Raw genomic sequence first — 24861 nt, forward strand, 5'->3', positions numbered from 1 at the left:
GAGTTGGTGAGGTTCTGACTTTTGATGTCAACCTGATTTAAAGCTTCAATCGTGGAATCTGTGTTTGTCAATTTACCCGAGGAGGTATCATCACCTGAATCCATTGTTAACTCTGTGTTCGCGTGCAGTAACGCACCGTCTTTATTCGTGACATCGCCAGTAATGTTGAGATCGAGTTTGTCTGTTGAGTAGACTTTACCGTTAACCGTACTGTTGCTCAGTTCGGTGGCATTGATAATAATCCCTTTACCTGCCAAAGCACCTTGGTTGGTAACTTGGTTGGTGTCTATTGTTAAACTTCCATCTTGTGCCAGAATCATCCCTGAGTTGGTGAGGTTCTGACTTTTGATGTCAACCTGATTTAAAGCTTCAATCGTGGAATCTGTGTTTGTCAATTTACCCGAGGAGGTATCATCACCTGAATCCATTGTTAACTCTGTGTTCGCGTGCAGTAACGCACCGTCTTTATTCAAGACATCGCCAGTGATGTTGAGATCGAGTTTATCTGTTGAGTAGACTTTACCGTTAACCGTACTGTTGTTTAGTTCGGTGGCATTAATCGTGATGCCTTTACCTGCCAAGGAACCTTGGTTATCCACCTTGTTGGTTTGAATGGTTAAGGTGCCGTCTTGGGCCAATACCGTACCGGAACTCGCGACATTCTCAGCACTGATTTCGATGCTATTAACGGCTTCTATGGTGGCGTCAGTATTGGCGAGATTGCCCTCGGCATCCAAGGTCAGATCAGTGTCCGCATGTACCAAAGCGCCATCTTCATTTGTGATGTTGCCTTGTACATTCAACGCGATTGCATCCGTTGAATACATCTTGGCATTTGCTGACTTGTTGTTTAGTTCTGTGGCATCAATCGTGATGCCTTTACCTGCCAAGGAACCTTGGTTATCCACCTTGTTGGTTTGAATGGTTAAGGTGCCGTCTTGTGCAAAGACGGTGCCTGAACTCGCGACATTATCTGTATTGATGTTGATGGTATTTAAAGCTTCAATCGTGGAGTCTGTGTTGGTGAGGTTACCCTCAGCATCTAAAGTCAGATCGGAATCCGCATGCACTAGAGCACCATCTTCATTAGTGATGTTGCCTTGTACATTCAACGCGATTGCATCGGTGGAATAGATCTTGGCTTTCGCTGAACTGTTGCTCAGTTCGGTGGCATTAATCGTGATGCCTTTACCCGCCAAAGCACCTTGGTTATCAAGTTGGTTCGTTTGAATGGTTAAGGTACCATCTTGGGCCAATATCGTACCGGAGCTCGTGACATTCGCTGTATTAATGTCGATAGTATTCAAGGCTTCGATGGTACTGCTTGTATTAGTTAAATTACCATCAGCATCCAAGGTCAAGTCTGAATCCGCATGAACCAAAGCGCCATCTTCATTGGTCACATCACCTGTGATATTGAGATCGAGTTTGTCTGTTGAGTAGACTTTACCATTAACCGTACTGTTGTTTAGTTTGTTGGCATTAATCGTGATGCCTTTACCCGCCAAAGTACCTTGGTTATCCACCTTGTTGGTTTGAATGGTTAACGTGCCGTCTTGTGCCAGAATCGTCCCAGAGCTGGTGAGGTTCTGACTTTTGAGGTCGACCTGATTTAAAGCTTCAACCGTAGAATTTGTGTTAGTAAGATTGCCTTCAGCATCCAAGGTCAGATCTGAATCCGCATGCACCAGAGCGCCATCTTCATTAGTGATGTTGCCTTGTACATTCAATGCGATTGCATCGATAGAATAGATCTTGCCGTTTGCTGTACTGTTGTTCAGTTCGGTGGCATCAATCGTAATGCCTTTACCCGCCAAGGTTCCTTGGTTATCCATCTTGTTGGTTTGAATGGTTAAGGCACCGTCTTGTGCTAAGACGGTTCCTGAACTCGCGACATTCTCTGCATTGATGTCGATAGTATTTAAAGCTTCAATCGCGGCATTTGTATTGGTCAATTTACCCGAGGAGGTATCATCACCTGAATCCACAGTTAAAGCTGTGCTCGCGTGCAGTAATGCGCCGTCTTTATTCGTGATATCGCCAGTGATATTGAGATCGAGTTTGTCTGTTGAGTAGACTTTACCGTTAACCGAACTGTTGTTTAGTTCGGTGGCATTAATCTTGATGCCTTTACCCGCCAAAGCACCTTGGTTGGTAACTTGGTTGGTGTCTATTGTTAAACTTCCATCTTGTGCCAGAATCGCCCCTGAGCTGGTGAGACTCTGACTCTTAATGTCGACCTGATTTAAAGCTTCAATAGTAGCATCTGTGTTAGTGAGATTACCCTCAGCATCTAAAGTCAGATCGGAATCCGTATGAACTAAAGCGCTATCTGTATTTGTGACGTTTCCAGCGATGTTTAAATCAAGCTTATCTGTTGAATAGACTTTACCGTTAACCGTACTGTTGTTCAGTCCGGTGGCATTAATCGTGATGCCTTTACCTGCCAAGGAACCCTGGTTATCCAGTTGGTTCGTTTGAATGGTTAAAGCACCGTCTTGTGCTAAGACGGTGCCTGAACTCGTGACATTCTCTGCATTGATGTCGATAGCATTCAAAGCTTCAATCGTGGAATTTGTATTGGTGAGATTGCCCTCAGCATCTAAGGCCAGATCAGAATCCGCATGTATCAGAGCGCCATCGTCATTAGTGATGTTGCCTTGTACATTCAACGCGATTGCATCCTTTGAATAGATTTTCCCACTTGTTGTGCTGTTGTTCAGTTCTGTGGAATTAATCGTGATGCCTTTACCTGACAAGGAACCTTGGTTATCCACCTTGTTAGCTTGAATGATTAAAGCACCGTCTTGGGCTAAGACGGTGCCTGAACTCGTGACATTCTCTGCATTGATGTCGATAGTATTTAAAGCTTCAATCGTGGAATCTGTGTTCGTGAGATTGCCCTCAGCATCCAAGGTAAAATCTGAATCCGCATGCACCAGAGCGCCATCGTCATTAGTGATGTTGCCTTGTACATTCAGTGCTATCGCATCCGTTGAATAAATTTTCCCGCTTGTTGTACTGTTGCTCAGTTCGGTGGCATCAATCGTAATGCCTTTACCCGCCAAAACTCCTTGGTTATCCAGTTGGTTCGTTTGAATGGTTAAAGCACCGTTTTCTGCTAAGACGGTGCCTGAATTCGTGATATTATCTGCATTGATGTCGATAGTTTTCAAAGCTTCAATCTTGGAATCTGTGTTGGTGAGGTTACCCTCAGCATCTAAAGTCAGATCGGAATCCGCATGTACTAGAGCACCGTCTTTATTCGAGACATCGCCAGTAATGTTGAGATCGAGTTTGTCTGTTGAGTAGACTTTACCGTTAACCGAACTGTTGTTTAGTTCGGTGGCATTAATCGTGATGCCTTTACCCGCCAAAGCACCTTGGTTGGTAACTTGGTTGGTGTCTATTGTTAAACTTCCATCTTGTGCCAGAATCGTCCCTGAGCTGGTGAGGTTCTGACTCTTAATGTCGACCTGATTTAAAGCTTCAATCGTGGAATTTGTGTTGGTGAGGTTGCCCTCAGCATCCAAGGTAAGATCAGTATCCGCATGTACCAGAGCGCCATATTCATTGATGATGTTACCTTGCACATTCAATACTATCGCATCGGTGGAATAAATCTTGGCGTTTGCTGTACTGTTGTTCAGTTCGGTGGCATCAATCGTAATGCCTTTACCTGCCAAGGAACCTTGGTTATCCACCTTGTTGGTTTGAATGGTTAAGGTACCATCTTGGGCTAAGACGGTGCCTGAACTCGCGACATTCTCTGCACTAATTTCGATGCTGTTAACGGCTTCTATGGTGGCGTCAGTATTGGCGAGATTGCCCTCAGCATCCAAGGTAAGATCTGAATCCGCATGCACCAGAGCGCCATCCTCATTAGTGATATTGCCTTGTACATTCAGGGCGATTGCATCCGTTGAATAAATTTTAGCGTTAGCTGAACTGTTGTTCAGTTCGGTGGCATCAATCGTAATGCCTTTACCAGCCAAGGTTCCTTGGTTATCGACCTTGTTAGCTTGAATGGTTAAAGCACCGTCTTGTGCTAAGACGGTGCCTGAACTCGTGACATTCTCTGCATTGATGTCGATAGTATTCAAAGCTTCAATCGTGGAGTCTGTGTTGGTGAGGTTACCCTCAGCATCTAAAGTCAGATCGGAATCCGCATGTACCAGAGCGCCATCTTCATTAGTGATGTTGCCTTGTACATTCAACGTGATTGCATCCGTTGAATAAATCTTGGCGTTAGCTGAGTTATTATTCAGTTCAGTCGCATTGATTGTAATGCCGTTCGCTGCCAAAGCACCTTGGTTATCCACTTGGTTGGTGTCTATTGTTAAGCTTCCATCTTGCGCCAAAATCGTCCCGGAGGTGGTCAGGGTCTGACTCTTAATGTTGACCTGGCTCAAAGCTTCAATCGTGGAGTCTGTGTTGGTGAGGTTACCCTCAGCATCTAAAGTCAGATCGGAATCCGCATGTACCAGAGCGCCATCTTCATTAGTGATGTTGCCTTGTACATTCAACGTGATTGCATCCGTTGAATAAATCTTGGCGTTAGCTGAGTTATTATTCAGTTCAGTCGCATTGATTGTAATGCCGTTCGCTGCCAAAGCACCTTGGTTATCCACTTGGTTGGTGTCTATTGTTAAGCTTCCATCTTGCGCCAAAATCGTCCCGGAGGTGGTCAGGGTCTGACTCTTAATGTTGACCTGGCTCAAAGCTTCAATCGTGGAGTCTGTGTTGGTGAGGTTACCCTCAGCATCTAAAGTCAGATCGGAATCCGCATGTACCAGAGCGCCATCTTCATTAGTGATGTTGCCTTGTACATTCAACGTGATTGCATCCGTTGAATAAATCTTGGCGTTAGCTGAGTTATTATTCAGTTCTGTAGCATTGATAGTAATGCCTTGACCAGACAAGGAACCTTGGTTATCCACCTTGCTGGTTTGAATGGTTAACGTGCCGTCTTGCGCCAGAATCGTCCCAGAGCTGGTGAGGTTCTGACTTTTGATGTCGACCTGATTTAAAGCTTCAATCGTAGAATTTTTGTTAGTGAGATTGCCTTCAGCATCAAAGGTCAGATCTGAATCCGCATGCACTAGAGCACCATCTTCATTAGTGATGTTACCTTGTACATTCAACGCGATTGCATCAGTGGAATAAATCTTGGCGTTAGCTGAGTTATTGTTTAGTTCTGTAGCCTTGATACTGATGCCGTTAGCCGACAAAGCACCTTGGTTATCCACCTTGTTGGTTTGAATGGTTAAAGTGCCGTCTTGCGCCAATACAGTACCGGAGTTCGTGACATTCTCAGCACTGATTTCGATGCTGTTGACGGCTTCTATGGTGGCATCGGTATTGGCGAGGTTGCCCTCGGCATCTAAGATAAGATCAGTATCTGCATGTACCAAAGCACCATCTTCATTGGTCACATCACCTGTGATATTGAGATCCAGTTTATCTGTTGAATAGATTTTGCCGTTTGTTGTGCTGTTGTTCAATTCCTTAGCATTGATGGTGATACCTTTACCAATCAATGTCCCTTGGTTTTCTAAATAATTGGTTGTAGTCACTCTTAACACATCATTTTGTATTTCCACATCACCCGTATTACGAAAACGATCTGCGGTTACAGAGAGTGATTTCAGTGACTCTATATTCCCACCTAGATTAAAGAATTGACCTTGGGAATTAATCGCTAAAGCATTATCTGAAGTTAAAACAGCATCGTCCTGATTGTATATGTCACCTGAGGTTGACAGTATCAATTGATCCGCTGCAAAAATCTGACTATTTTCCCCTGTGTTGTTAAGAGTATCGGTATTGACGGTGAGCGTATGACTGGCGATGGTGCCTTGGTTAATCAAGCTATCTGCAATTAAATGAATATCGCCGTTTTGACTCAGCAACTTGGCACCATCTTGATTATTTAAGACCTGTGCCTCTAGAAGAATGGAATCACTGGCTTGAATGGACGCGTCTTCACCTGTAGAAGAAAGGTTTTGCGTTGTCTTGATGTTAATGTGATTGGCCAGTATGTCTCCGCTGTTCTCCAACTCATTAGCTTGAATTTGAATATCATCAGCACTGAGGGTGGCACGGTGAACCAGGTTACCTTGGGTGTCCAAGATCATATCTTCAACGGCTTTGACTTCTCCGTCGAGGTTGACCCCCAAACCTTGTTCGGTACCGATCAAACGAATGCGGTTAGCATACATACCACCAATGGCGGCCACATCCAGAGCAAATTCCTCGCGCTCTCCATTAGAGCGCGCGGTGACGGACTTGTCTTGGTAGTTGATGCGGTTATCGCCCGTGATGATGGTCGCCTGATCAGCCCAAATTTTAGCGTTGAGCTGGACACTGCGCGCTAGGATGTCCAATTCAGGGGTTTGTGAATCATTCAGACCCTGGCCGGTAATGGCAATGTCCCCCTGTGACACATCAAACCCAGACAAACCGCCATCGCCATCAAACAAAGCTTGGCCTGTGGTCAAGGTGGCGCGGGTGGTGTTAATAAAGCCACAACCATTACAGGTAATGCCATTTTGGTTGGCGATGATCATCTCAGCGGATTGCCCCGCGATTTCCATATAGCCGTTTAACGCACTGCGGCTGTTGCCTGTGACTTCATTGAGAATAATGCTGGCGCTCTTGCCGCCCAAACGAGCATTTCCATCGATGTAACCGGCCAATTGAGTATTGATAATGTCTGTGGCGTTGTTAAAAATAAGGCCTTTGTTGTCTACATTCAACGTGTTGTATTCATTACGAGACACCCCTTTCGCCGAAGGGGCATTAATATTAACAATCGGGATGCCACTGGCTGAGGTATCAAAAGCGGGAGAATGGGCACTGTTTAATGCCGCTGTCGCGCCCTGTGCCAACAACACACCGGGGGCCGATAAATAGGCCGACAGCATGATCTGCGCGATGGATTTTTGATGTCGTCGACACGAGGCTAACAAGGAGAATTGAGCAGTAGGGTGTGCGCGCTTTATGAGCCTTACCTTCAAAGGTGAGGTCTGATTCGTAGGTTCTTTATGCCATGTCACCATAACAGAAACATAACACCTGATGACTCGTAATAAGGTCAACATATCACTCTTCCCTAAGCTTTAATGTTTTTTCGTTTTACTACCATTATTAACTGAGCAATATTCACTCCGTCTGCCCAATTCAAAATTCAGCAGATAACATTGCACTGACTTTATAATCATGAGCTTTGGCATACGGTCCAAATTCGATAAAGGGCTCAGAGATCGAAAAGTCATAATTCATACCCAGTAGTTTTCCCTTCATACCAAAGGTTAATCCCATTAAGGTGCGACTGGATTCGTCTTCCGCACCGTCTCCAAAGACTTGTCCAATGTCCAAACCTAAATACGGAGAATGTGGTGAACCTAAAATTTCTAGAGGCAACGTCAAATCGTTTCTTAACCGCCAACCATGTTCGGCACTTAACGATTCATCACTATCAAAGCCTCGAACCGTGTAACGCCCACCATTGGAAAACCAATCCAGCGAATAAATAGCTGTATCGGCATACTGAGCGAACAAACGTCCCGTGTAATTCATGGACTGATCCCCAAAACGAAACGGACGACTCAAAGAAACAGACAAAGAATAAAAACGATAATCTGGTTGTGCCATGTCATTATCCGCCTCCGGGTCCAGTCGATCAGCTCCTAACCACCCTTCAATTCCCTGATGAACCCCCAAAGAGAAATCAAAGACATTTCGACCAATAAAATGGCGGTAATTAAAACCGACACTCAGCTCAGTTAAATTACGACGTTGCGCCTCTATCTCAGCATCTTCAATATAGCTGCGTCTGTTCCTTGTTTTCAATTCACTGTTTAAGGTCAACTTCACTTTATTATTGCGCAGCGCTACATAATCAAAAGTCAGCTTATCGTCTCGGCTGTGACCACTTAATTCAAAATTTCTCACATCACCTTCGGTGAGCTGACGGTAATCGGAACGACTGGTTGAATATCCCCACAGTCCGTACCCCCAAGGCAAACTCCAAGAAAATGATTCACTGTTAGATGCTCCTATTGCCTCTCCTCTTGCTGCGGATAAAGAGACATTGAATACATCTTGAGCGCCAATGAAATTATCTATGGTGGCATTAATTGACAGTGGATATTCCCCCGTAGAAACACTGCCACTGTCATCAACCGACCCATTAACGGACCAAGGTTTTGTTTGCTGTAACTCAGCAACCAAAATGCTGGCGTTAGGGTAAGAGCCAGGCTGAATTTTAAACTCCACCTCCTGTGACTGAAGACGACTCAGCTGCTCAACCGCTTGCTCCATGTCTCGTAAATTGAGCACCTTGCCTTCTTCTATGGGCAAAGCGTTTCGCCAAAAGAAGCGATAATTCTCTGGAAACACAATCCGCTCGACAACACCTTCTTGAATCTTCACTCTGACTGTGTGAGAAGCAATATTCTGCTCAGGCAATACTGCTCTGGATGTGACAAAACCATCCGCTAACAACTTTTGATTAATCAGATTCACATAAGCTTGTAGTGTTTGAAAACCAATGCATTCCCCCAGATATTCCTCTCCTTGCGCCAAAGCCCAATCTGACAACACCCCCTCAACCTCAATGTGATCAATGACAAAGCACACCTCTTCATTAATGGGTTGAGACAAGCTTTCAACTTGAGGTAATTGTATGGGTTGTTCAGCGTCTTTAAGGCTTTTATTTAAAGCTTCTTCCGTGGCTTTGTCTCTAAGGCGCCAATCAGTCTGATTACGTATGGATTCTTCTTGTGCAGAATGGGAAAAACTAGAAAGGCATGACGCATACAATGCGCATAACCAAGTAACAAAAATCCGTTTTTGCACCTAAAAATCCATATTTCTTACTTTAATTTACACTATTTTACATAAAAAATTAAAGAGAACAATTCTTATTATCAAATTAAGTCAATTTTATTCTATTTACTAAAACCACGCGCCAGTGCGCAAGTGGCTTTGGTATTTTTTCGCTTATTCACAACAAGCTCAGGGGAAGAGTTAGAGGCGTTTTGAGCGGCAAGCAGCGCAGCAGACTCAGCGACACCGTATACACCGACGGTGTTGAAAACGTATTCTGAACGGGTACTGAGTAAAGGCTCCACCTCGGCAAGTGCATCCGCAGAATAAGTATGGAAAGGCCACTGGTATTTTTGTGCCAAGGCGATCAGTTGAGTTTCATCGGCTTTGATGTCTATGCTATTCAGGGAAATAATATCATGGGGTGTGAGTCCTTTTTGTTGCAAGGTTTCCAACATGATGTCTTCCAAATAAGACAAAGGGCAATTCCGTTCGCAGCCCATACCTAATGTATAAATTGGATTGAGGTACTCCTTGGCCGTGGTCATCACCAATTGGGCCTGCATCTTTTGTGCGACTTGCGCGGCCCATTCATTCGCGCCACCTTCGTGTCCCGACAACAGAGGGATCACAAATTGCCCTAATTCATCCATCACCAAAACAGGCGGATCTTGGTATTTGTCTTGTAATACCGGCGCCAGAGTACGCATGACGATGCCAGTAGCGCAGATAAAAATCATTGGCTCTTGTGCCATGAAAGCCGCTCGAACTTGCTCTGCAAACGGCTTGGGCTTGTAATCCAATCTGCCATCAGGGTAATGCTGTAAAACCCGTTCCGCCAATACTTTACCAGCCGATGTCAAAGCGATGATGCGCATCAGCGGGTACCTCGCTCCGTTTTAGTGACAACAAATAAAGAGAAATACGGCCCGGCGTTGTCTTCCAACTGACTCACGTCTTCGACAATTCTCTCATTATCACGACCAATGTATTCCAAATACTTCGCTTCTTGTAAACGCTGAGTTTTACGCAATGCAGTGAGGATTTTTGGTCGCGCGCGACCCGCTTTCATGATGACGACCGTGTCATGCTCCGCCAAAGCGGTATCAATCTGTTTGGCGGAATGACGACCACTGACCACAGCAAAGGATTCCTTCAATACGGTTAACGGATGACGCAAAGCCGATGCCGCCGCATTAATGGAAGAAACGCCTGGCACCACCTGACATTCAAATGAATCGGTAATGCGCTCTAAAAGATACGCAAATGAGCCAAAAAACAGTGGATCGCCTTCGCATAAAAACACCACATCTAGCCCTTTTTCTAAGGCTTGGGTGATGCGCTTAGCACCATCATCATAAGCTTGATTAGCTAACGCTCTATCCGTCGACATCGGCATTTTGATGGCGATTTCTTGCTGTGAATGTTGCACTGCTGAAAAGGCTTCCCGAGCAATACTTTTGGCCTGAGAGACACCTTGATCATTGGCCAGAAAACTCACTACCTGAGCGTTTTGAATCAAACGTAAGGCTTTCAAAGTAATCAGCTCCGGATCCCCTGGCCCAACCCCCACACCAATAAATCGACCTATAGTCTGCTTTATTTGCTGATTAGCGATATCCGTCACACCCTTCTCTTTCATTGTCATTTAACTATCTCATAGCCTTATCTACTTTGATGAACTGCCATAAGCTGACTGGCAAGTTTGGTCGATAGAGAGTTTGTCCAGCCAATAACTGCGCTTTAGACACAGCGATTTGTACGCTGGTTTGCTGCGCGTCTTGAGCTTGCTCTCGGTGTTTGGCGAAGGTACTGATTTGCCATTTGGTGTCTTCCGTCACGGCACTCACCACCAACACACCGTGCGTTGGCAATAATGACCAAGCTTGATTCAAGAGTGCGTCTAACTCCCCATCACTACCACCAATGAACACCTTATTGGGCGCGGGTAAATCCGGCAAAATGTCTGGCGCTCGCCCCTTGGTGAGATGCAGGTTTTGCATGACCCCAAATTTTTGCTGATTGGCCTGTAAGCAAGCCCAACGAACATCGTGGTGCTCCACGGCATGAATATCAGCATCAGGATGCCAGTAAGCCAACTCGACACTGACTCCGCCACAGCCCGCACCGATGTCCCACACCACGTCTTTAGCCGCTAATTGCATATAAGACAGAATCATCAAGCGCACTTCTCGCTTAGTAATCATGCCTTTGCCTTCCTCCTTGTCAGTCACAAATAATGCGTCAGCAATGCCGACAGAAGAAGGATAAAGGCTGGTCTGAGAAGAAGTGTCCAACACCACCACGTTAAGAGGATCAAAGTTCTGCTGGGATTGGCTGAGTTCATCAGCCTCAAAAGAAGTCATCTTTTCGTGCGGGTAACCCAAGGCTTCACAGATGGTTATTCTGCTTTTGTTTAACCCAGCCAACACACATTCTTGTGCAATCGCCGTAGGATGACTTTGCCCATCGGTTAACAAAATCAGGGTTTTATTGGCCTGCAAATGACGACGCAATGACGGCAATGGTCGCCCATGCAAACTCACCACCTGCGCCTGCTGCAGCGATACCCCCAAACGGTGGCAGGCGACCTGAACACTGGACACATTGGGATAAAAAATCACCTTACTGGTACCGAAGTGTTTCACCAACCAAGTACCAATGCCATAAAACAGCGGATCACCGGATGCCAATACAACGACCGTATTGGTGCCTTGCGATTGCCATTGATCAAACTCAGCAGACAACTGTGACAGCTTTGGCAAAACTTTCATTTGCCCTGACTGTACATAATCAACGACGGTTTTTTGCTGCCTTGGAGAACCCAGTATCACATCTTGCTCGCCCAAGGAGGCGAAAACAGACTCAGCCTTAGCATCCAAAGTCGCCTGTTCATTGACGCCTAAGCCCATCACATGAATTTGCATCAGTAGTACTCACCTAAATTACAACGCAATAACGCATTACAACTGGCCGAGGTCACCGCACTGCCCCCCATACGCCCCAGTAAGGTAATGCATTCAATACCCAACTCTCGATGCGCTTGCCACAAGGCTTGCTTGGATTCCGCCGCGCCCACAAACCCCACCGGCATGCCGATGATTAAAGCGGGTTTCGGTGCGCCGTGCGCAATCATTTCTAAGAGGCGAAACAAAGCTGTCGGCGCATTACCAATCAAGACCACACTGCCAGCAAGGTGGTCTTGCCAAAGAGACAAGGCCGCCATAGAACGTGTCTCCCCTTCTTGCTTTGCTAACTCAGCAATTTCTGGGTGATTTAAGAAACATAAAGGCTCTTGCTCTATCATACGCTTGGTCACCCCTTGCTTAACCATTTCCACATCACAGAGAATGTTCGCTTGCTTCGCTAAGGCGTCACACCCAACTTGCGTAGCTTGCTCACTAAAACGCACCTGTTTCGCCACATCAGGCAAGCCCAAACTGTGTACAATACGCATCACCACTTGCTGTTGATCCTGATTCCAAGCTGACAGGTCAGTTAGTGCACGAATCTGACGAAAGCTGTCATGCTCAATCGCTTTGGGATCAGGTTGGTACTGAAAGTCGTAATCAGAAGAATTCGGTGTTTTTTGCATACTATAAGGGTCTTTATTCCAATATGTTGTTATGACGAATGGCCCAAACGAAAGGCCATCAATTATGGCAAAAACGAAAGGCCATCAATTTCCCCAAGCTTGTTGGCAAGCGTGTAAACAAACGGCTAGGTCATCAAATTCTCTATCGGCTGGCGGTAACGCCGGCCGAGCCTGCAAATACACAGGCAAATTCAGGTTCCGCGCGGCAACAAGCTTAGCATAGGTTGCTTTACCACCGCTGTTTTTACTGACGATCAGATCAATCTTATGTTGTGTTAATAAGGCCAGTTCATCCTCATATGCAAAAGGACCAATGGCCTTCAGCCAGAAGACTTTTTCAGGCAAGGGAAACTTGGCAGGTACGGCGGTTCGCCAGAGTATACTGTCTATTTGGTCTTGATCCGCTATAGACTGCATAAAAGCTTGCGTCATTTGCCCTGCACTTAATAATGGACGTTGATACTTGGTTAATGCGGCCAAAAGATCGTCTTCACTCTGATAGAAATGCCAATCATCACCTGTTTCCTGTTGCCACGCCGGACGATGAAAACGCCAACAAGGTATGCCCACCTGCTTCGCGGCCAAGACGGCTTTTTGACTCATATTTTTAGCGTAAGGGTGTGTCACATCGACAATGGCATCAATGGCTAGTCCTTGCTGTGCTTTGTCTTGAAGGTAATTCCCCAAGCCACCAAACTGAGTAAAGCCACCGACTAGTAACTCACAATCCACTTGAGGAATGCGCACTAACCCCGCCAAACTGTAAATCACATGAATACCGGATTGATGCAAAGCATCAGCTAAACGACGTGCATCGGCAGTACCACCTAATAACAGAATGCGCTTCACTCGGCTTCATCCTTTGCAAAACCGACAAACTGACCTTTGCGATCAATGGCCCACACTTCCAAAGCAATGTGCTCAGGAATGTAACGACGAGCAAAGTTCAACGCTTGGCCGCAAACCGCGTTCGCTAACGGAAGGTTTTCTTGCTGAGTAAAACTCAAGGCTTCAACACTAGTATTCGCCGCTTTCATGCGTTCCTGTAAGGCATCACTTGCCCCTAAGCTTGCAGCCAATGTCGCCAAAGCAGGTAAATCAATACTGGAGACTCGACTATTGAGGTCCATGTGCTGTTGCGCCAGCTTACTCATTTTGCCAAAACCGCCACACAAACTCAGCTTGGTCAATTGTGGCTGTGGCGAGTTTTCTACTTTGCGAATGTGTTTTAGCACAGCGCCAACAAAATCCCCCATTTCCAACAAAGCCATATCGTCTAAGTCATAATGCTCTTTAATGGCCGTTTCGCTAGCATTCCCTGTCGTGGCCGCTATGTGCGTGATGCCGTTAGCGCGCGCCACATCAATACCCTGATGAATTGACGCGATATAAGCTGCACAGGAAAAGGGACGCACTATGCCAGTGGTACCTAGAATGGACAATCCACCCTGAATACCCAAGCGTGGATTCATGGTTTTCAGCGCAATGGCGGCACCATTTTCAATACCAATCGCAACCTTGAAGCCACCTTGATATTGATAAGTCTCGGCAAAGCCTAACAAATGCTCTGTCATCATTTGACGCGGCACAGGGTTAATAGCAGGTTCGCCTACCGCCAATACCAAACCGGTTCGCGTCACTGTGCCAACACCTTCTGCCGCATAAAAATGTACGCCAGGGTCAGCGCATAAACTCAGTTCGACAAAGATTCTCGCGCCGTGGGTCACATCGGGATCATCCCCTGCGTCCTTAATGGTGCTGGTACGAACGCCATTCACTATGGTCTGATAAGATTCGATCATCAGATCAACACGTTTGCCCTTAGGCAATAAGATGCTGACCGTTTCGTCTTGGCGCTGAGCAAATAGGAATTGCGCCGCCGCCACACAGCAAGCAGTGGCACAACTGCCTGTCGTCAGGCCAGTTCGCAGTGGCGCGTTTTCTTCACCGCTTTCCGGCCACACTTTAGCTGGCCTCGTCCATGCTTACAGAGTTGCCTAAAAAGACTTGCGCTATGGCTTCTGGATTAGATGGAAAGAACAAATGCAAATAACTGGCGGTGAGGCCGCGAGTTTGATAAATCGCCTCACCCGGTGCTGGGTGTCGTTGACGACGTCCATGAGCCACCGGCGTTGGTGTATTCGCACTGCGTGACCTGTGATGAGCATGGGCGCGTATTTCTCCTTGCGGCAACACAGCGGTTTGCATACCTTGGCAACCTCGCTTACCACGCATGGCGCCTTGGCCACTAAGAATACCCAACATAGGATAGGTTTTCTCTTCCAAATCGGTCAGGGTTTCTAGGCTGTATAACATGCCGCCACATTCCGCTAAGATGCCTTTCCCAGATTGATAAAAAGCCTGAATAGCAGCCTGTATTACCGTGTTCTCGGCTAACGCTTGGGCATGCAATTCTGGGTAGCCACCCGGTAACCAAAGGGCATCGGCTTCAGGCATGCCCTGATCATGCAGTGGCGAAAAGAACACCAGATTCGCGCCTAACGAGGTCAATGTCACCAAGTTTGCATCGTAAATAAAACTGAAGGCTTCGTCTTTCGCAATAGCGATGGTTTTTCCCTTTAGCCGCTGAGACACAACGAGAGAAGATTGCGCAGAGAGGCTTTCATCACTGGGCGAAAACGCCACCGCTTTAGGCAAAGACAGCAAAGCATTATCTTCTGAAGACTCAAGCCATGTCACGGCGGCTTGAAATTTTTCTTCCAGCTCATGTGAGACTTCATGGGCTTGCACTAAGCCTAAATGCCGCTCTGGCAAAGTCACGTCCTCATCGCGTTTCAAGCTGGCTAATAGAGGTAAATCACTGGGCAGCGCATCACGAATTAATTGCGCGTGGCGTTCACTACCACAACGATTGGCGATCAAACCAGCGACCGTCACGTCTTGACGAAAGTTCGCTAACCCAGTTGCTAACGCTGCGGCTGTTTGTGCCATGCCTTTCACATCCATTACGATGGCCATGGGCAAACCAAAACGCGCGGCCAAATCCGCGCTAGAAGGCTCGCCATCAAACATACCCATCGCGCCTTCAACCAAAATCAAATCCGCTTCTAAAGCCGCTTGATAAAGTTTGTCTTGGCAATACTCTTCACCCGCCATCCAGATATCAAGCTGCTCAACCGGCTGTTGTGATGCTTGCGCCAAGATTTGCGGATCCAGATAGTCCGGCCCCGTTTTGAACACACGCACACATTTACCTTGCTGAGTAAAATAGCGAGCCAAGGCGGCGGTAATGGTGGTTTTGCCTTGGTTTGACGCCGGCGCAGTCAAAAATAAAGCCGGGCAATAAGCCACAGGTATCGTCATAGTTCGGTCTCAAACAAGGAATTTAAAGAAACATAATGGGCATTCAAGGCGTGGGCAATGTCACGGCCTCGGCCGCGTTTAATCGCAGACACTTCGGTATCAATCAACGCCAACTCTCCTAATAATACCAAATCCGCGACATTAGCTTGAGTTCGACCATCGGTTAACAAGTAGGTTTGACTGTATAACTCCGACTGCTGTTTATGCTGTTGTCGCAAATAGTTCTGCGCTTGCAATAAGGCATCTCGAAATGGCGTACCGCCACCAGCGGACACCTCATCCAACCATTTGGCAATGTCTTTTGGCGCGCGGCCTCTGGTCATCAATTCACTAACGCCATCTTGCCCAAAACCCAATATTGCCAAATCCTCACGGGCTAAGTAGGCCTGCTGTGCAATGTCTAAAATCACGGCTTTAGCCTTGGCCAAGGTATTCTCTTGCAAGGTGGACGCAGAGGTATCCAATAAAACCAAATGGAGCACAACCTGCCCTGTCTTCGCCGCCTTAAAATTCAAATGCTTAGGCGGCCACTGTTGAGGCTGACGAGATAAACTACGAAACCAGTCCACGCTTTGTGAGACGGTTTGTCCATCATGACGATAGCCGCCACGATGTGACCCTTTAGACTTTCCCGGCGTTACCTCGCGCAAGCTCTGACTTGTATGGCTAAGGGCTGGTTTGGTCGAAGACAAGGGCACGTGAATGGCTTTATCCGCCGCCAAGTTCTGTGGTGGCATGCTGCCCCATTCGCCTGGTGTTTGCTCTGATGCCTCGTCTTGTTCTGTCCCTTCGTTCTGCTGAGAAGAGGACTGGCCATGTGAGGGATTAGCCTGTGGTGATTTGCTGGCTTCGGGTCGACGAGAAGGTGGTGGTGTCGGCGCACTGACATCGTGGCGCCGATGCGCCAACACTAACTCGGCGACCGTTTGCACATCTTCGGTGGTGACACTTTGTCGATTACGCCAAGCCGCATGAGCCATGGCGGCGCGCACCCAAACAATGTCGCCACGAACGCCATCAATATTAGCTTGTTGGCAATGTTCAGCAATTTTAACTCGCATTTCATCAGGGCAGCGCACCTGCTGTAGTTTTTCTCGTGCCTGCAAAATGCTTTGCTTAAGGTTTCGTTGTTTGTACTTAAAGGCATCGCAAAACGCACTGGGATCTTGGTCGAACTCATCTCGCAAACGCACAATTTGCACACGCTCTTCAATGCTGTATTGATTGCTAAGATTAACCATGAAGCCAAATCGGTCTTTTAACTGCGGACGCAATTCTCCTTCGTCTGGATTCATGGTGCCAATCAATAAAAACTTGGCGTCATGCTGGTGACTTAAACCATCACGTTCCACTCTATTCACGCCACTGGCCGACACATCTAACAATTGATCGACTAGATGATCCGCCAGCAGATTCACTTCGTCTACATACAAAACGCCACCGTGAGCTTGGCTCAGCAAACCTGGTTGAAAGGCCACTTGCTTGTCTTGTAACACTTGCTCTAAGTTCAATGCACCCAACAACCTGTCTTCACTCGCGCCCAATGGCAAGGTAGCAAAAGGCACATCCCCCTCGGCAATAAAGGCGGGCATCACGCCTGCCAAACCACGTGCTAACGTCGATTTGGCCGAGCCTCGCGGACCACTGATTAAAACGCCACCAATCAAGGGATTAACCGCATTTAGCAGCAAGGCCAATTTGAGTCGCTCTTGTCCTGCAATCGCGGTGAAAGGGAAGTCAGATGTGCTATTTGGTCTCATTCAATAGTCCGTGGCTTAGTGCAAAATCATTACTCTGGTTGACCTTATCCGCAGGGTCAATTTGTGTCAAACGCAAAGCACTCAGTAGAGGGTGAAAATTCTACATCTAAGATCATTTTATTGGTCGCTTTGGTAACGCTTGACCAGTTGCTCCACTAAACCAAAATCGAAGGCATGAATCGCTTGTTTAAGATGACAGTCATCTTCATCGGTTAACTGGTCTTTTAACTCTGCAAATGCGGCCTCGGCAGCTTCTACATCACCATTTCGCGCGGCAGCCAATAATGGTTGCCAATCTATCTCTCGCAATGCATCCGACTCTAACGATTGACCGAATGCTGTTGCATAAGAAGCAGGGTTATTAACATTCGTTTTATAGCCATCAAATTGTGGGACAAACTGTACATTCAAGTAACGGGTCAATGCACGATAAATGTCTTCAGTTTGATAAGGTTTGGCCACGACTTCCCAAAAACCTTGCTCTAACAAAGCTCGCTGCTCATGCTCTAATGTCGATGCGGTAACAGCAATCACCGGAATGGCTTCTATTCCCTCTTCTTGTTGTATTAAAGACAACAAATCCACTCCCGACATTTTCGGCATACGAATGTCTGTCATGACGATATCAGGTCGTTGCAATCGAAACGCTTGAATGGCCTCTTCACCATTTTTCGCTTCGACAATTTGGCAGCCGGCTTTTTCAAGTAAGGACACCAAAATATCACGGGACCAAGCATCGTCCTCGGCGACCAACACCTTGATCGGCTCTTTGAGCCTCATCCCCATGGAGAATTCATCCGTTGGTAACTCATCTTCAAGGACATCTTCCACTAGCAACAATGGCAAGTCGACTAATACTTGCGTCCCCACTCCAGAGCTACTTTTTACACTAAGCTTGCCATCCATTAACTTCACCAAGGTGGTGGATAATGTTAATCCAAGGCCAGTACCACCGGATAATTCGCCCGCCTTACCCTGCACAAAAGGTGTAAACAGATGCTCCATTAACTCTGGTTCAATACCAGGACCGGAATCTTCGATCTGAATATGAATGCGTTCATGCCGAATACCCACTGTTACCTGCACATAGCCTTGTTGAGTAAATTTCACCGCATTACCCACTAAGTTAGTCAGTATTTGATGGAATTTAACTGGATCAGACCACACCATTTGACGTTCTTTTAAATCACAGGTTACCTGAAACGTCAGACCTTTCGATTCTGCTTGGCCTTGCAATAACTTGCCAATTTGCTTTACCTCTTTGCACAAGTCCATCTTTTGTTCTTGCAATACAAGACGGCCGGACTCAATTCGAGCAATGTCCAAAATGTCATTAATTAGGTTTAATAAACGCTCTCCTGCCGAAGCAATCGCCACAAAACGATTTCGCGAAACACCTGTCAGGGTATTTTCTTCACTGATTAATTGTGCGTATCCGATAATGGCATTAAGTGGGGTTCGAATCTCATGACTCATGTTCGCTAAAAAATGACTCTTCGCTTGGTTTGCTTGTTCTGCGGCTTCTTTTGCTTGTTCAAGCTGATGTGAGACTTGTTTTTGCTCTGTGATATCACTCATGATGTTACCGACAGAAATCGACTTGCCCTGCTCATCTTTCAGAATAAAGTAGGTTTCGTAGGTTGGAAAAACACGACCATCTAAACTTTTCGCTCGTAACTCACCTTGCCATACCCCATGCTCTCTCACATAAGGAATCACCGTTGTCTCGATAAACTCGTGGATGGATTGTGGATAGAAATCTAGATAATGAAATTTAGTCAGTTGTTTATCTACGAGCTCTTCGCCAACGCCCAGCAGAGCACGAATGTGGTTATTAAAATAGCTCACTTGCCCTGCCAAACTTCCCATGGCAAAGCCTTGTGCGGAATTGTCAGCAAAGCTTTTAAACAGTTTAAGCTGATTGATCAGATCATGGCGCTCTGTGATATCACGAGCAATACTCAATGTACCGCGAAAGTTAATCGAGGGTTCAATCACAGGCACACGGTGAATTTCAAATAGTCTGTCTTCTTGTAACGATTCCGAGTATCCCCAAGACTGATCTTGAATGGTTTGCCCTGACACTAAGGCCGATTGATCACGCTGATGATAAATTTCACCAATATCATCAAGATTCAGCTCGATATCAGTTTTACCCTGAACGTCCTCTACTGGCATACGATGAAAATCAAAGAACGTCTGATTACAGTTCAAATAACGGCCGGCTTCATCCTTGTACCACACGACATCTGGCATATTATTCAATAGAGTAGATAAAGTAAGCTCTCTTTGCTGTGCTTGCTCACGCGCTGCGATCAACTCATTTTCTGTGTCCACCCAATAACCGATGTCTTCCATAATGCCCGCAATACTTTTGACACCATAGCGTGCGTCACGACGAGCGACTCGACCACGTATTTCAATCCAATACTTCTGCTGTATTGGGTTAAACAACTGCAATCTAAGGGTAAACACTTTATGACCATCTGGACCATTCTCTAACATGCGTTTTTGCCAATCAGTGAAAGCGAGCTTGTCTGCCTCAGATAAGAGGGCTAACCACTCAGACACTCGTTTAGGCGTCTGGCTTTCCGCGAACCCCAATTGCAAGAAGAACTCCGAGGACATGTATAAGCGGTTATTGGCAGGAAACCACTCCCATACACCACCTTTGGTGGCTAACACCGCTCGGGCATAACGGCGCTGCAAATGCTTAAAACGCAGTAAAGTAATAAGTTGAAAAACGGCAAACACCAGCAAGGTAGCCAAGAAGGCCGCCGCCAACAGATAAAATAGCTCAGCGAGTCCCATTAACTCTTCACTCCTTAGCAGCCACTTAAACAGATCAACGGGTCATAATTTTTCAGGCTTATGAAAATGGTAACCTTGGCCCCACTCCACACCCAACGAGGTCAGTTGATCAACAATGGCTTGGTTTTCGACAAACTCTGCCACCACAGGTTTATTCATCATTTTGGCCAGTTTGACGATAGAGTCCACCATACCAAAATGAATGTCATTGACGTGCATATCTTTAATGAACATGCCGTCAATTTTGATCAGATCAAACGGTAAATCCATCAAATACGCGAAGGAGGAAAAGCCGGTGCCAAAATCATCCAAGGCAATGCTGCAGCCTTGCTCGTGCAACTTGGACATAAAGCGACGAGTATCAGTGAAGTTATTCAAAGCTTCCGTTTCCGTCACTTCAAAACAAAACTTACGTCCGTCTAATTGATATTTTTCTAGTAGCTCAAGTATAAAATCTGAGAAATCCGCCTGACGCACAGACAAGGCAGACACATTAAGCGCCACTTGCTCCACGTCATTCCACAATTCAGCGCGTTCAGACAACTCAGCCATAGTATGCTGAATGACCCATCGGTCAATCTTAGAAATAATGCCAAAGCGCTCAGCAGCACGAATAAAATCATTCGGATAAATCAACTGACCACTTGCTTCGTCCCTTAACCGCACCAAAATTTCGATTTTCTTTTTAGGCGCTTGCTGAACTAACGAACACACTTGCTGGAAATGCACTTCGAATAAATCTTTCTCAAGACCATCAATAATCCGCAGGCCCCAATTCAAATTACCTCGGTGTTCTTCGTAAGCCAAATCTTGAGCATTGCGAATAATCCGAGAATAAATGCCTGCTTTTTTACTGGAGTAACAAACTTCATCTGCCAACATCACGACTTGCTCAAAAGACACCATATCTTCGGTGATCGGTATGGCAACCTGAGTCACGCTCATGCGGAACTGACGTTCGTCCCAAATAAATACAAACTCTTCCAGCAGTAGATGAAAGGCACGAAAAAACGATTCGACCGCTGGCACGCCACCATCACGCAGCACAATGGCAAATTTATCGCCACTTAAACGGGCGCCAAAATCATTTTTAGGATCAATTAATCCTGAGATTAAGGCCGCCATTTGATGCAATAATTCATCACCAGCAATGCAACCGCAGGAGTCGTTAATCAAGCGAAATTCATTCACATCAATCAGCACAAAATACGGCACTTGTGTGGTTTGGTTAGATTGTACGGTAGAGATCAATAAAGACACGCGCTCGTCCAGAGCATCGCGGTTATAAAGCTGAGTAACGAAGTCATGTTGAGCCAAGTACTTTAGGCGGTCCTGCATATAGCGACGCTCATTGACCTCTTTACGCAAATTCCGATTCACTAAATTCAAGTCTGCAGTACGTTCACGTACCTTGTCTTCTAAACTAATCGTTAATGCTTTGAGTTCGTTGAGGAGCTGAAACCTTTCTAGCTGATGAGAAACACGCGCACGCACTTCTTCCACTCGAAAGGGTTTGCCAATGTAATCGTGGCCACCAGCATCAAAGCCTCGACTAATCTCGTCCGCTAACGCCGTCACAAAAATGACGGGGAGATCTTTACCATTGGGGAGTGTTCGGATTCGTCGACAAGTTTCAAAACCATCGATACCGCCCATCATGACATCCAACAACACCAGACAAGGTCGAGTTCTCTCCAGTAATTCGAGCGCCCGCTCTCCTGAGTTAGCCACCAGTAACTGACAATCCAATGAAGAAATCACGTCTTTTAAGATACGTAAATTTTCCGGTACATCATCTACAATCAAAACCGTTGGAATAGAATCATCCATTAAAGACGCCACCTAATTTGCCCAAAAATCCATCAATCCAAGTAACAGATAGTACTCCTGATCAATCTTCAATATCTATAGAAGTTACTAATCGAAACATGAAAGTAGCCTCGTATAGAATAGGAAAAAATACGAATCACCTAGTCGATTAGTAAAATTGCCAATTAATTCACCATTTACGTAAAACACCCATACGCACAAAGCATGATTTCAGTTTATGATTAGACATCATCAGAATGTAATGGAATAAAAGCTAAGGAAGCTGATGCAACACTCTCTTTTCACTTCTTTCGTTTTTCTGAATGCAACAAACACAAGGTGCCCCTTTACGCATGAGAATCACACTGAGACAGCTACAAATTTTTGAAGCCGTTGTCCACACCGGCTCAGTAACCGCTGCGGCGGATATGGTGTCCATCAGTCAACCTGCTGCCAGCCAAGCTTTAAGAGAATTAGAAGCACTACTTGGTCGACCTCTGTTTCGTCGTCATGGTAAGCGCTTGCAAATCACCCCTCAAGCAAGACATCTTTTACCACAAGCTAGATCAGTGTTAAGTCAGATAGAACAAATTGAAAGCATGGGTAATGAAGATGAATTAAGCGGTTCCCTTCATTTAGCAGCCAGTGTCAGTGTCGGTAATTATTTATTACCGAAACAAATGTCCAATTTTAAACAGCAACACCCTAACATTCGCTTCAATCTCGATATTGGCAATACCCAGAGTGTTATTCAACAGCTCTTAACAGGGAAAGCCGAAGTCGGTTTTATCGAAGGTTATTGTCAGCACGCTGAGTTAATGACCCAGGTCTGGTTACAGGACGAACTCGTTGTGTTTGGCTCTACCAAAGAAAATAGGTCAGAGCATTTATCTTGGGACGATTTAAAAGCCGCAAACTGGGTAATGCGAGAATCCGGATCAGGCACCCGAAATATTTTAGAACAGGCCACCGGAGCAGAAATCCCACAATTAAATGTGGTGCTATCCTTGGCACACATGGAAGCCGTAAAACAAGCCGTGATACATCAGATGGGGTTAGGTTGTTTGTCTCGTATGGCGATTTCTCAGGAATTAAACGCTGGTTTAATCCGGCTCTACCAAACCCCATTAAAATTAAATCGCAATTTACTAATCGTTACCCCGAGAAATACCGCGTTAACGCAAAATGCACAACGTTTTATTGACCTTTGTCGCGCCATTCCAGCGTTAGCAAATGTTTAAATAAACATGACAACGGATTAAAAAATTAAATTCCTATGAATATTAATAAGATCGACCTGAACCTACTTATTTATCTCGATGTACTATTGCGAGAATGCAACGTGACAAGGTCTGCCAACAAACTCAATATTACACAACCGGCTATGAGTAATGGCTTAAAGCGTCTGCGTGATTTATTAAACGATCCCTTGTTAGTGCGGACTAGCGAAGGCATGAAGCCAACTGAAAAAGCATTACGACTTCAGCCCATCGTCCGAAAAGTCCTATTGGACTTAGAAGAAGCATTACAGCCGGAAGCCGACTTCAACGAAAGCACCAGTACTCGCGTCTTTCGCATTATGGCAAGTGACTATGCCGCCTCTACTGTGATCCCTCGTTTGCTTAATCGTCTGCGTGAATACGCACCAGGCATTACACTCGACATCATGACGCCAAGCGACGTGACTTTTCACGACGTAGAAGCCGGCAAAATAGACATGGCCATCAACCGCTTTGAAGAACTCCCCCAATCCTTCCACCAAAAAAGCGTTTGGCTTGATACTTTTGTTTGCATGATGAGTGCGGATAACCCAATTAAAGACCAATTCAATTTAGAAGCTTATTTGAAGGCTCAACACATTTGGGTGAGTAAAACCGGCTTTGGTATTGGCGTAGGGATGGACCCAACCGATGTACAGAAACTGGGCTGGGTTGACGAAGCTCTGCAAGCCATTGAGCGTAAACGCAGCATTCGTGTGTTTACTCGCAGTTATCATACGGCCATGCACCTCGCTCTAGAGCAAGACTTAATTGCCACCTTGCCGAAGAAAGTCGCCATGGTGAACAAAAAGAACCCAGATTTGGTGATTTTAGAGCCTCCTTTCGATATTCCCAAGATCGAGCTAAAAATGATATGGAGTCCACTACTGCATCACGATGCCAGTCACATATGGTTTAGACGACAAGTGATTGACGTAGCCAATGAGTTTAACGCCCAAGCCAGTAAGTAATAAATAGACGTCAGAATACTATGCAGTAGGTGCCTTATGCTTAAACTGTCCAACATTCATCATGTTGCCATCATCTCTTCAGATTATGCTGTTTCTAAGCACTTTTATCACAACATATTAGGGCTGAAGATTATTCGTGAAACCTATCGAGAAAGTCGCCAGTCTTACAAGCTGGATCTGGCCATTAATGACCGTTCGCAAATCGAACTCTTCTCTTTTCCCAATCCACCAGCTCGTCCCTCAAGACCCGAAGCTCAAGGCTTACGTCATTTGGCCTTTGCCGTGGATAACCTAGACGACAGCATAGATTACTTACACCAACAAGGCGTCGCAACAGAAGTCGTTCGAGTTGATGAACTGACCGGAAAACGCTTCACGTTTTTTGCCGACCCAGACCAACTACCGCTTGAACTCTACGAAACCCTCTAAGCCTAGTGTTAGACAATAAAAAAGCGCACATTAAACGATGTGCGCTTTTTAGATTAGTGCTTTATAGAAAG

General features: G+C 45.9%; 15 protein-coding genes. 3 read left to right on the plus strand and 12 right to left on the minus strand.

Going from position 1 to position 24861, the window contains the following annotated elements; genetic code table 11:
• From OA79_RS13350 to OA79_RS13405, 12 genes are all read right to left on the minus strand, one after another.
• The coding region (locus OA79_RS13350) for a two-partner secretion domain-containing protein (RefSeq protein ID WP_156486275.1) at window positions 1-7103 on the minus strand (7103 nt) is incomplete at its 3' end.
• Window positions 7104-7182: 79 nt separating this feature from the next.
• Complete coding sequence (locus tag OA79_RS13355; RefSeq protein WP_063333738.1) at window positions 7183-8862, minus strand: ShlB/FhaC/HecB family hemolysin secretion/activation protein; 1680 nt, start codon at window positions 8860-8862, stop codon at window positions 7183-7185.
• A gap of 92 nt (window positions 8863-8954) precedes the next feature.
• Entirely contained in the window at window positions 8955-9710 is a 756-nt protein-coding gene (locus OA79_RS13360) for a cobalt-precorrin 5A hydrolase (RefSeq protein WP_331709327.1), read from the minus strand.
• Window positions 9710-10480, minus strand: a complete 771-nt coding sequence (cobI, locus tag OA79_RS13365) for a precorrin-2 C(20)-methyltransferase (protein ID WP_231908873.1) — start codon at window positions 10478-10480, stop codon at window positions 9710-9712. Before cobI ends, OA79_RS13360 begins: the two co-directional genes overlap by 1 nt.
• 4 nt (window positions 10481-10484) lie before the next feature.
• Window positions 10485-11759, minus strand: a complete 1275-nt coding sequence (locus tag OA79_RS13370) for a bifunctional cobalt-precorrin-7 (C(5))-methyltransferase/cobalt-precorrin-6B (C(15))-methyltransferase (protein ID WP_063333740.1) — start codon at window positions 11757-11759, stop codon at window positions 10485-10487.
• A complete protein-coding gene (locus OA79_RS13375; RefSeq protein ID WP_063333741.1) occupies window positions 11759-12427 on the minus strand; it encodes a precorrin-8X methylmutase in 669 nt (222 codons plus the stop codon). The genes OA79_RS13370 and OA79_RS13375 overlap by 1 nt, the downstream gene beginning before the upstream one ends.
• 84 nt (window positions 12428-12511) lie before the next feature.
• Window positions 12512-13276, minus strand: coding sequence for a precorrin-6A/cobalt-precorrin-6A reductase (locus OA79_RS13380; protein WP_063333742.1), 765 nt, complete (start codon window positions 13274-13276; stop codon window positions 12512-12514).
• Entirely contained in the window at window positions 13273-14391 is a 1119-nt protein-coding gene (locus OA79_RS13385) for a cobalt-precorrin-5B (C(1))-methyltransferase (protein WP_063333743.1), read from the minus strand. The genes OA79_RS13380 and OA79_RS13385 overlap by 4 nt, the downstream gene beginning before the upstream one ends.
• A 1-nt stretch (window position 14392) precedes the next feature.
• On the minus strand, window positions 14393-15751 hold the full coding sequence (locus OA79_RS13390; RefSeq protein WP_063333744.1) for a cobyrinate a,c-diamide synthase: 1359 nt from the start codon (window positions 15749-15751) through the stop codon (window positions 14393-14395).
• Entirely contained in the window at window positions 15748-17511 is a 1764-nt protein-coding gene (locus tag OA79_RS13395) for an ATP-binding protein (RefSeq protein ID WP_063333745.1), read from the minus strand. The genes OA79_RS13390 and OA79_RS13395 overlap by 4 nt, the downstream gene beginning before the upstream one ends.
• A gap of 117 nt (window positions 17512-17628) precedes the next feature.
• Window positions 17629-20322, minus strand: a complete 2694-nt coding sequence (locus tag OA79_RS13400; RefSeq protein ID WP_063333746.1) for an ATP-binding protein — start codon at window positions 20320-20322, stop codon at window positions 17629-17631.
• A gap of 42 nt (window positions 20323-20364) precedes the next feature.
• Complete coding sequence (locus tag OA79_RS13405; protein ID WP_063333747.1) at window positions 20365-22152, minus strand: EAL domain-containing response regulator; 1788 nt, start codon at window positions 22150-22152, stop codon at window positions 20365-20367.
• A gap of 332 nt (window positions 22153-22484) precedes the next feature.
• Between OA79_RS13405 and OA79_RS13410 the strand changes: the two genes are divergently transcribed.
• From OA79_RS13410 to gloA2, 3 genes are read left to right on the plus strand one after another with little or no spacing between them, the layout of a single operon-like run.
• Window positions 22485-23372, plus strand: coding sequence for a LysR substrate-binding domain-containing protein (locus tag OA79_RS13410; protein ID WP_063333748.1), 888 nt, complete (start codon window positions 22485-22487; stop codon window positions 23370-23372).
• A gap of 35 nt (window positions 23373-23407) precedes the next feature.
• Entirely contained in the window at window positions 23408-24361 is a 954-nt protein-coding gene (locus tag OA79_RS13415) for a LysR family transcriptional regulator (protein WP_063333749.1), read from the plus strand.
• A 36-nt stretch (window positions 24362-24397) separates the two neighbouring features.
• Window positions 24398-24790, plus strand: a complete 393-nt coding sequence (gene gloA2, locus OA79_RS13420; RefSeq protein ID WP_063333750.1) for an SMU1112c/YaeR family gloxylase I-like metalloprotein — start codon at window positions 24398-24400, stop codon at window positions 24788-24790.
• Window positions 24791-24861 lie beyond the last annotated feature (71 nt).

This window comes from Marinomonas sp. TW1 (assembly GCF_001625355.1).
Classification (GTDB): Bacteria; Pseudomonadota; Gammaproteobacteria; order Pseudomonadales; family Marinomonadaceae; genus Marinomonas.

Coding starts and splice junctions, on each gene's coding strand:
- OA79_RS13390 (WP_063333744.1), bottom strand. CDS start 15,751: ATGACGATACCTGTGGCTTATTGCCCGGCTTTATTTTTGACTGCGCCG.
- OA79_RS13410 (WP_063333748.1), top strand. CDS start 22,485: ATGAGAATCACACTGAGACAGCTACAAATTTTTGAAGCCGTTGTCCAC.
- OA79_RS13360 (WP_331709327.1), bottom strand. CDS start 9,710: ATGCGCATCATCGCTTTGACATCGGCTGGTAAAGTATTGGCGGAACGG.
- OA79_RS13415 (WP_063333749.1), top strand. CDS start 23,408: ATGAATATTAATAAGATCGACCTGAACCTACTTATTTATCTCGATGTA.
- OA79_RS13370 (WP_063333740.1), bottom strand. CDS start 11,759: ATGCAAATTCATGTGATGGGCTTAGGCGTCAATGAACAGGCGACTTTG.
- cobI (WP_231908873.1), bottom strand. CDS start 10,480: ATGACAATGAAAGAGAAGGGTGTGACGGATATCGCTAATCAGCAAATA.
- gloA2 (WP_063333750.1), top strand. CDS start 24,398: ATGCTTAAACTGTCCAACATTCATCATGTTGCCATCATCTCTTCAGAT.
- OA79_RS13395 (WP_063333745.1), bottom strand. CDS start 17,511: ATGAGACCAAATAGCACATCTGACTTCCCTTTCACCGCGATTGCAGGA.
- OA79_RS13405 (WP_063333747.1), bottom strand. CDS start 22,152: ATGGATGATTCTATTCCAACGGTTTTGATTGTAGATGATGTACCGGAA.
- OA79_RS13400 (WP_063333746.1), bottom strand. CDS start 20,322: ATGGGACTCGCTGAGCTATTTTATCTGTTGGCGGCGGCCTTCTTGGCT.
- OA79_RS13375 (WP_063333741.1), bottom strand. CDS start 12,427: ATGCAAAAAACACCGAATTCTTCTGATTACGACTTTCAGTACCAACCT.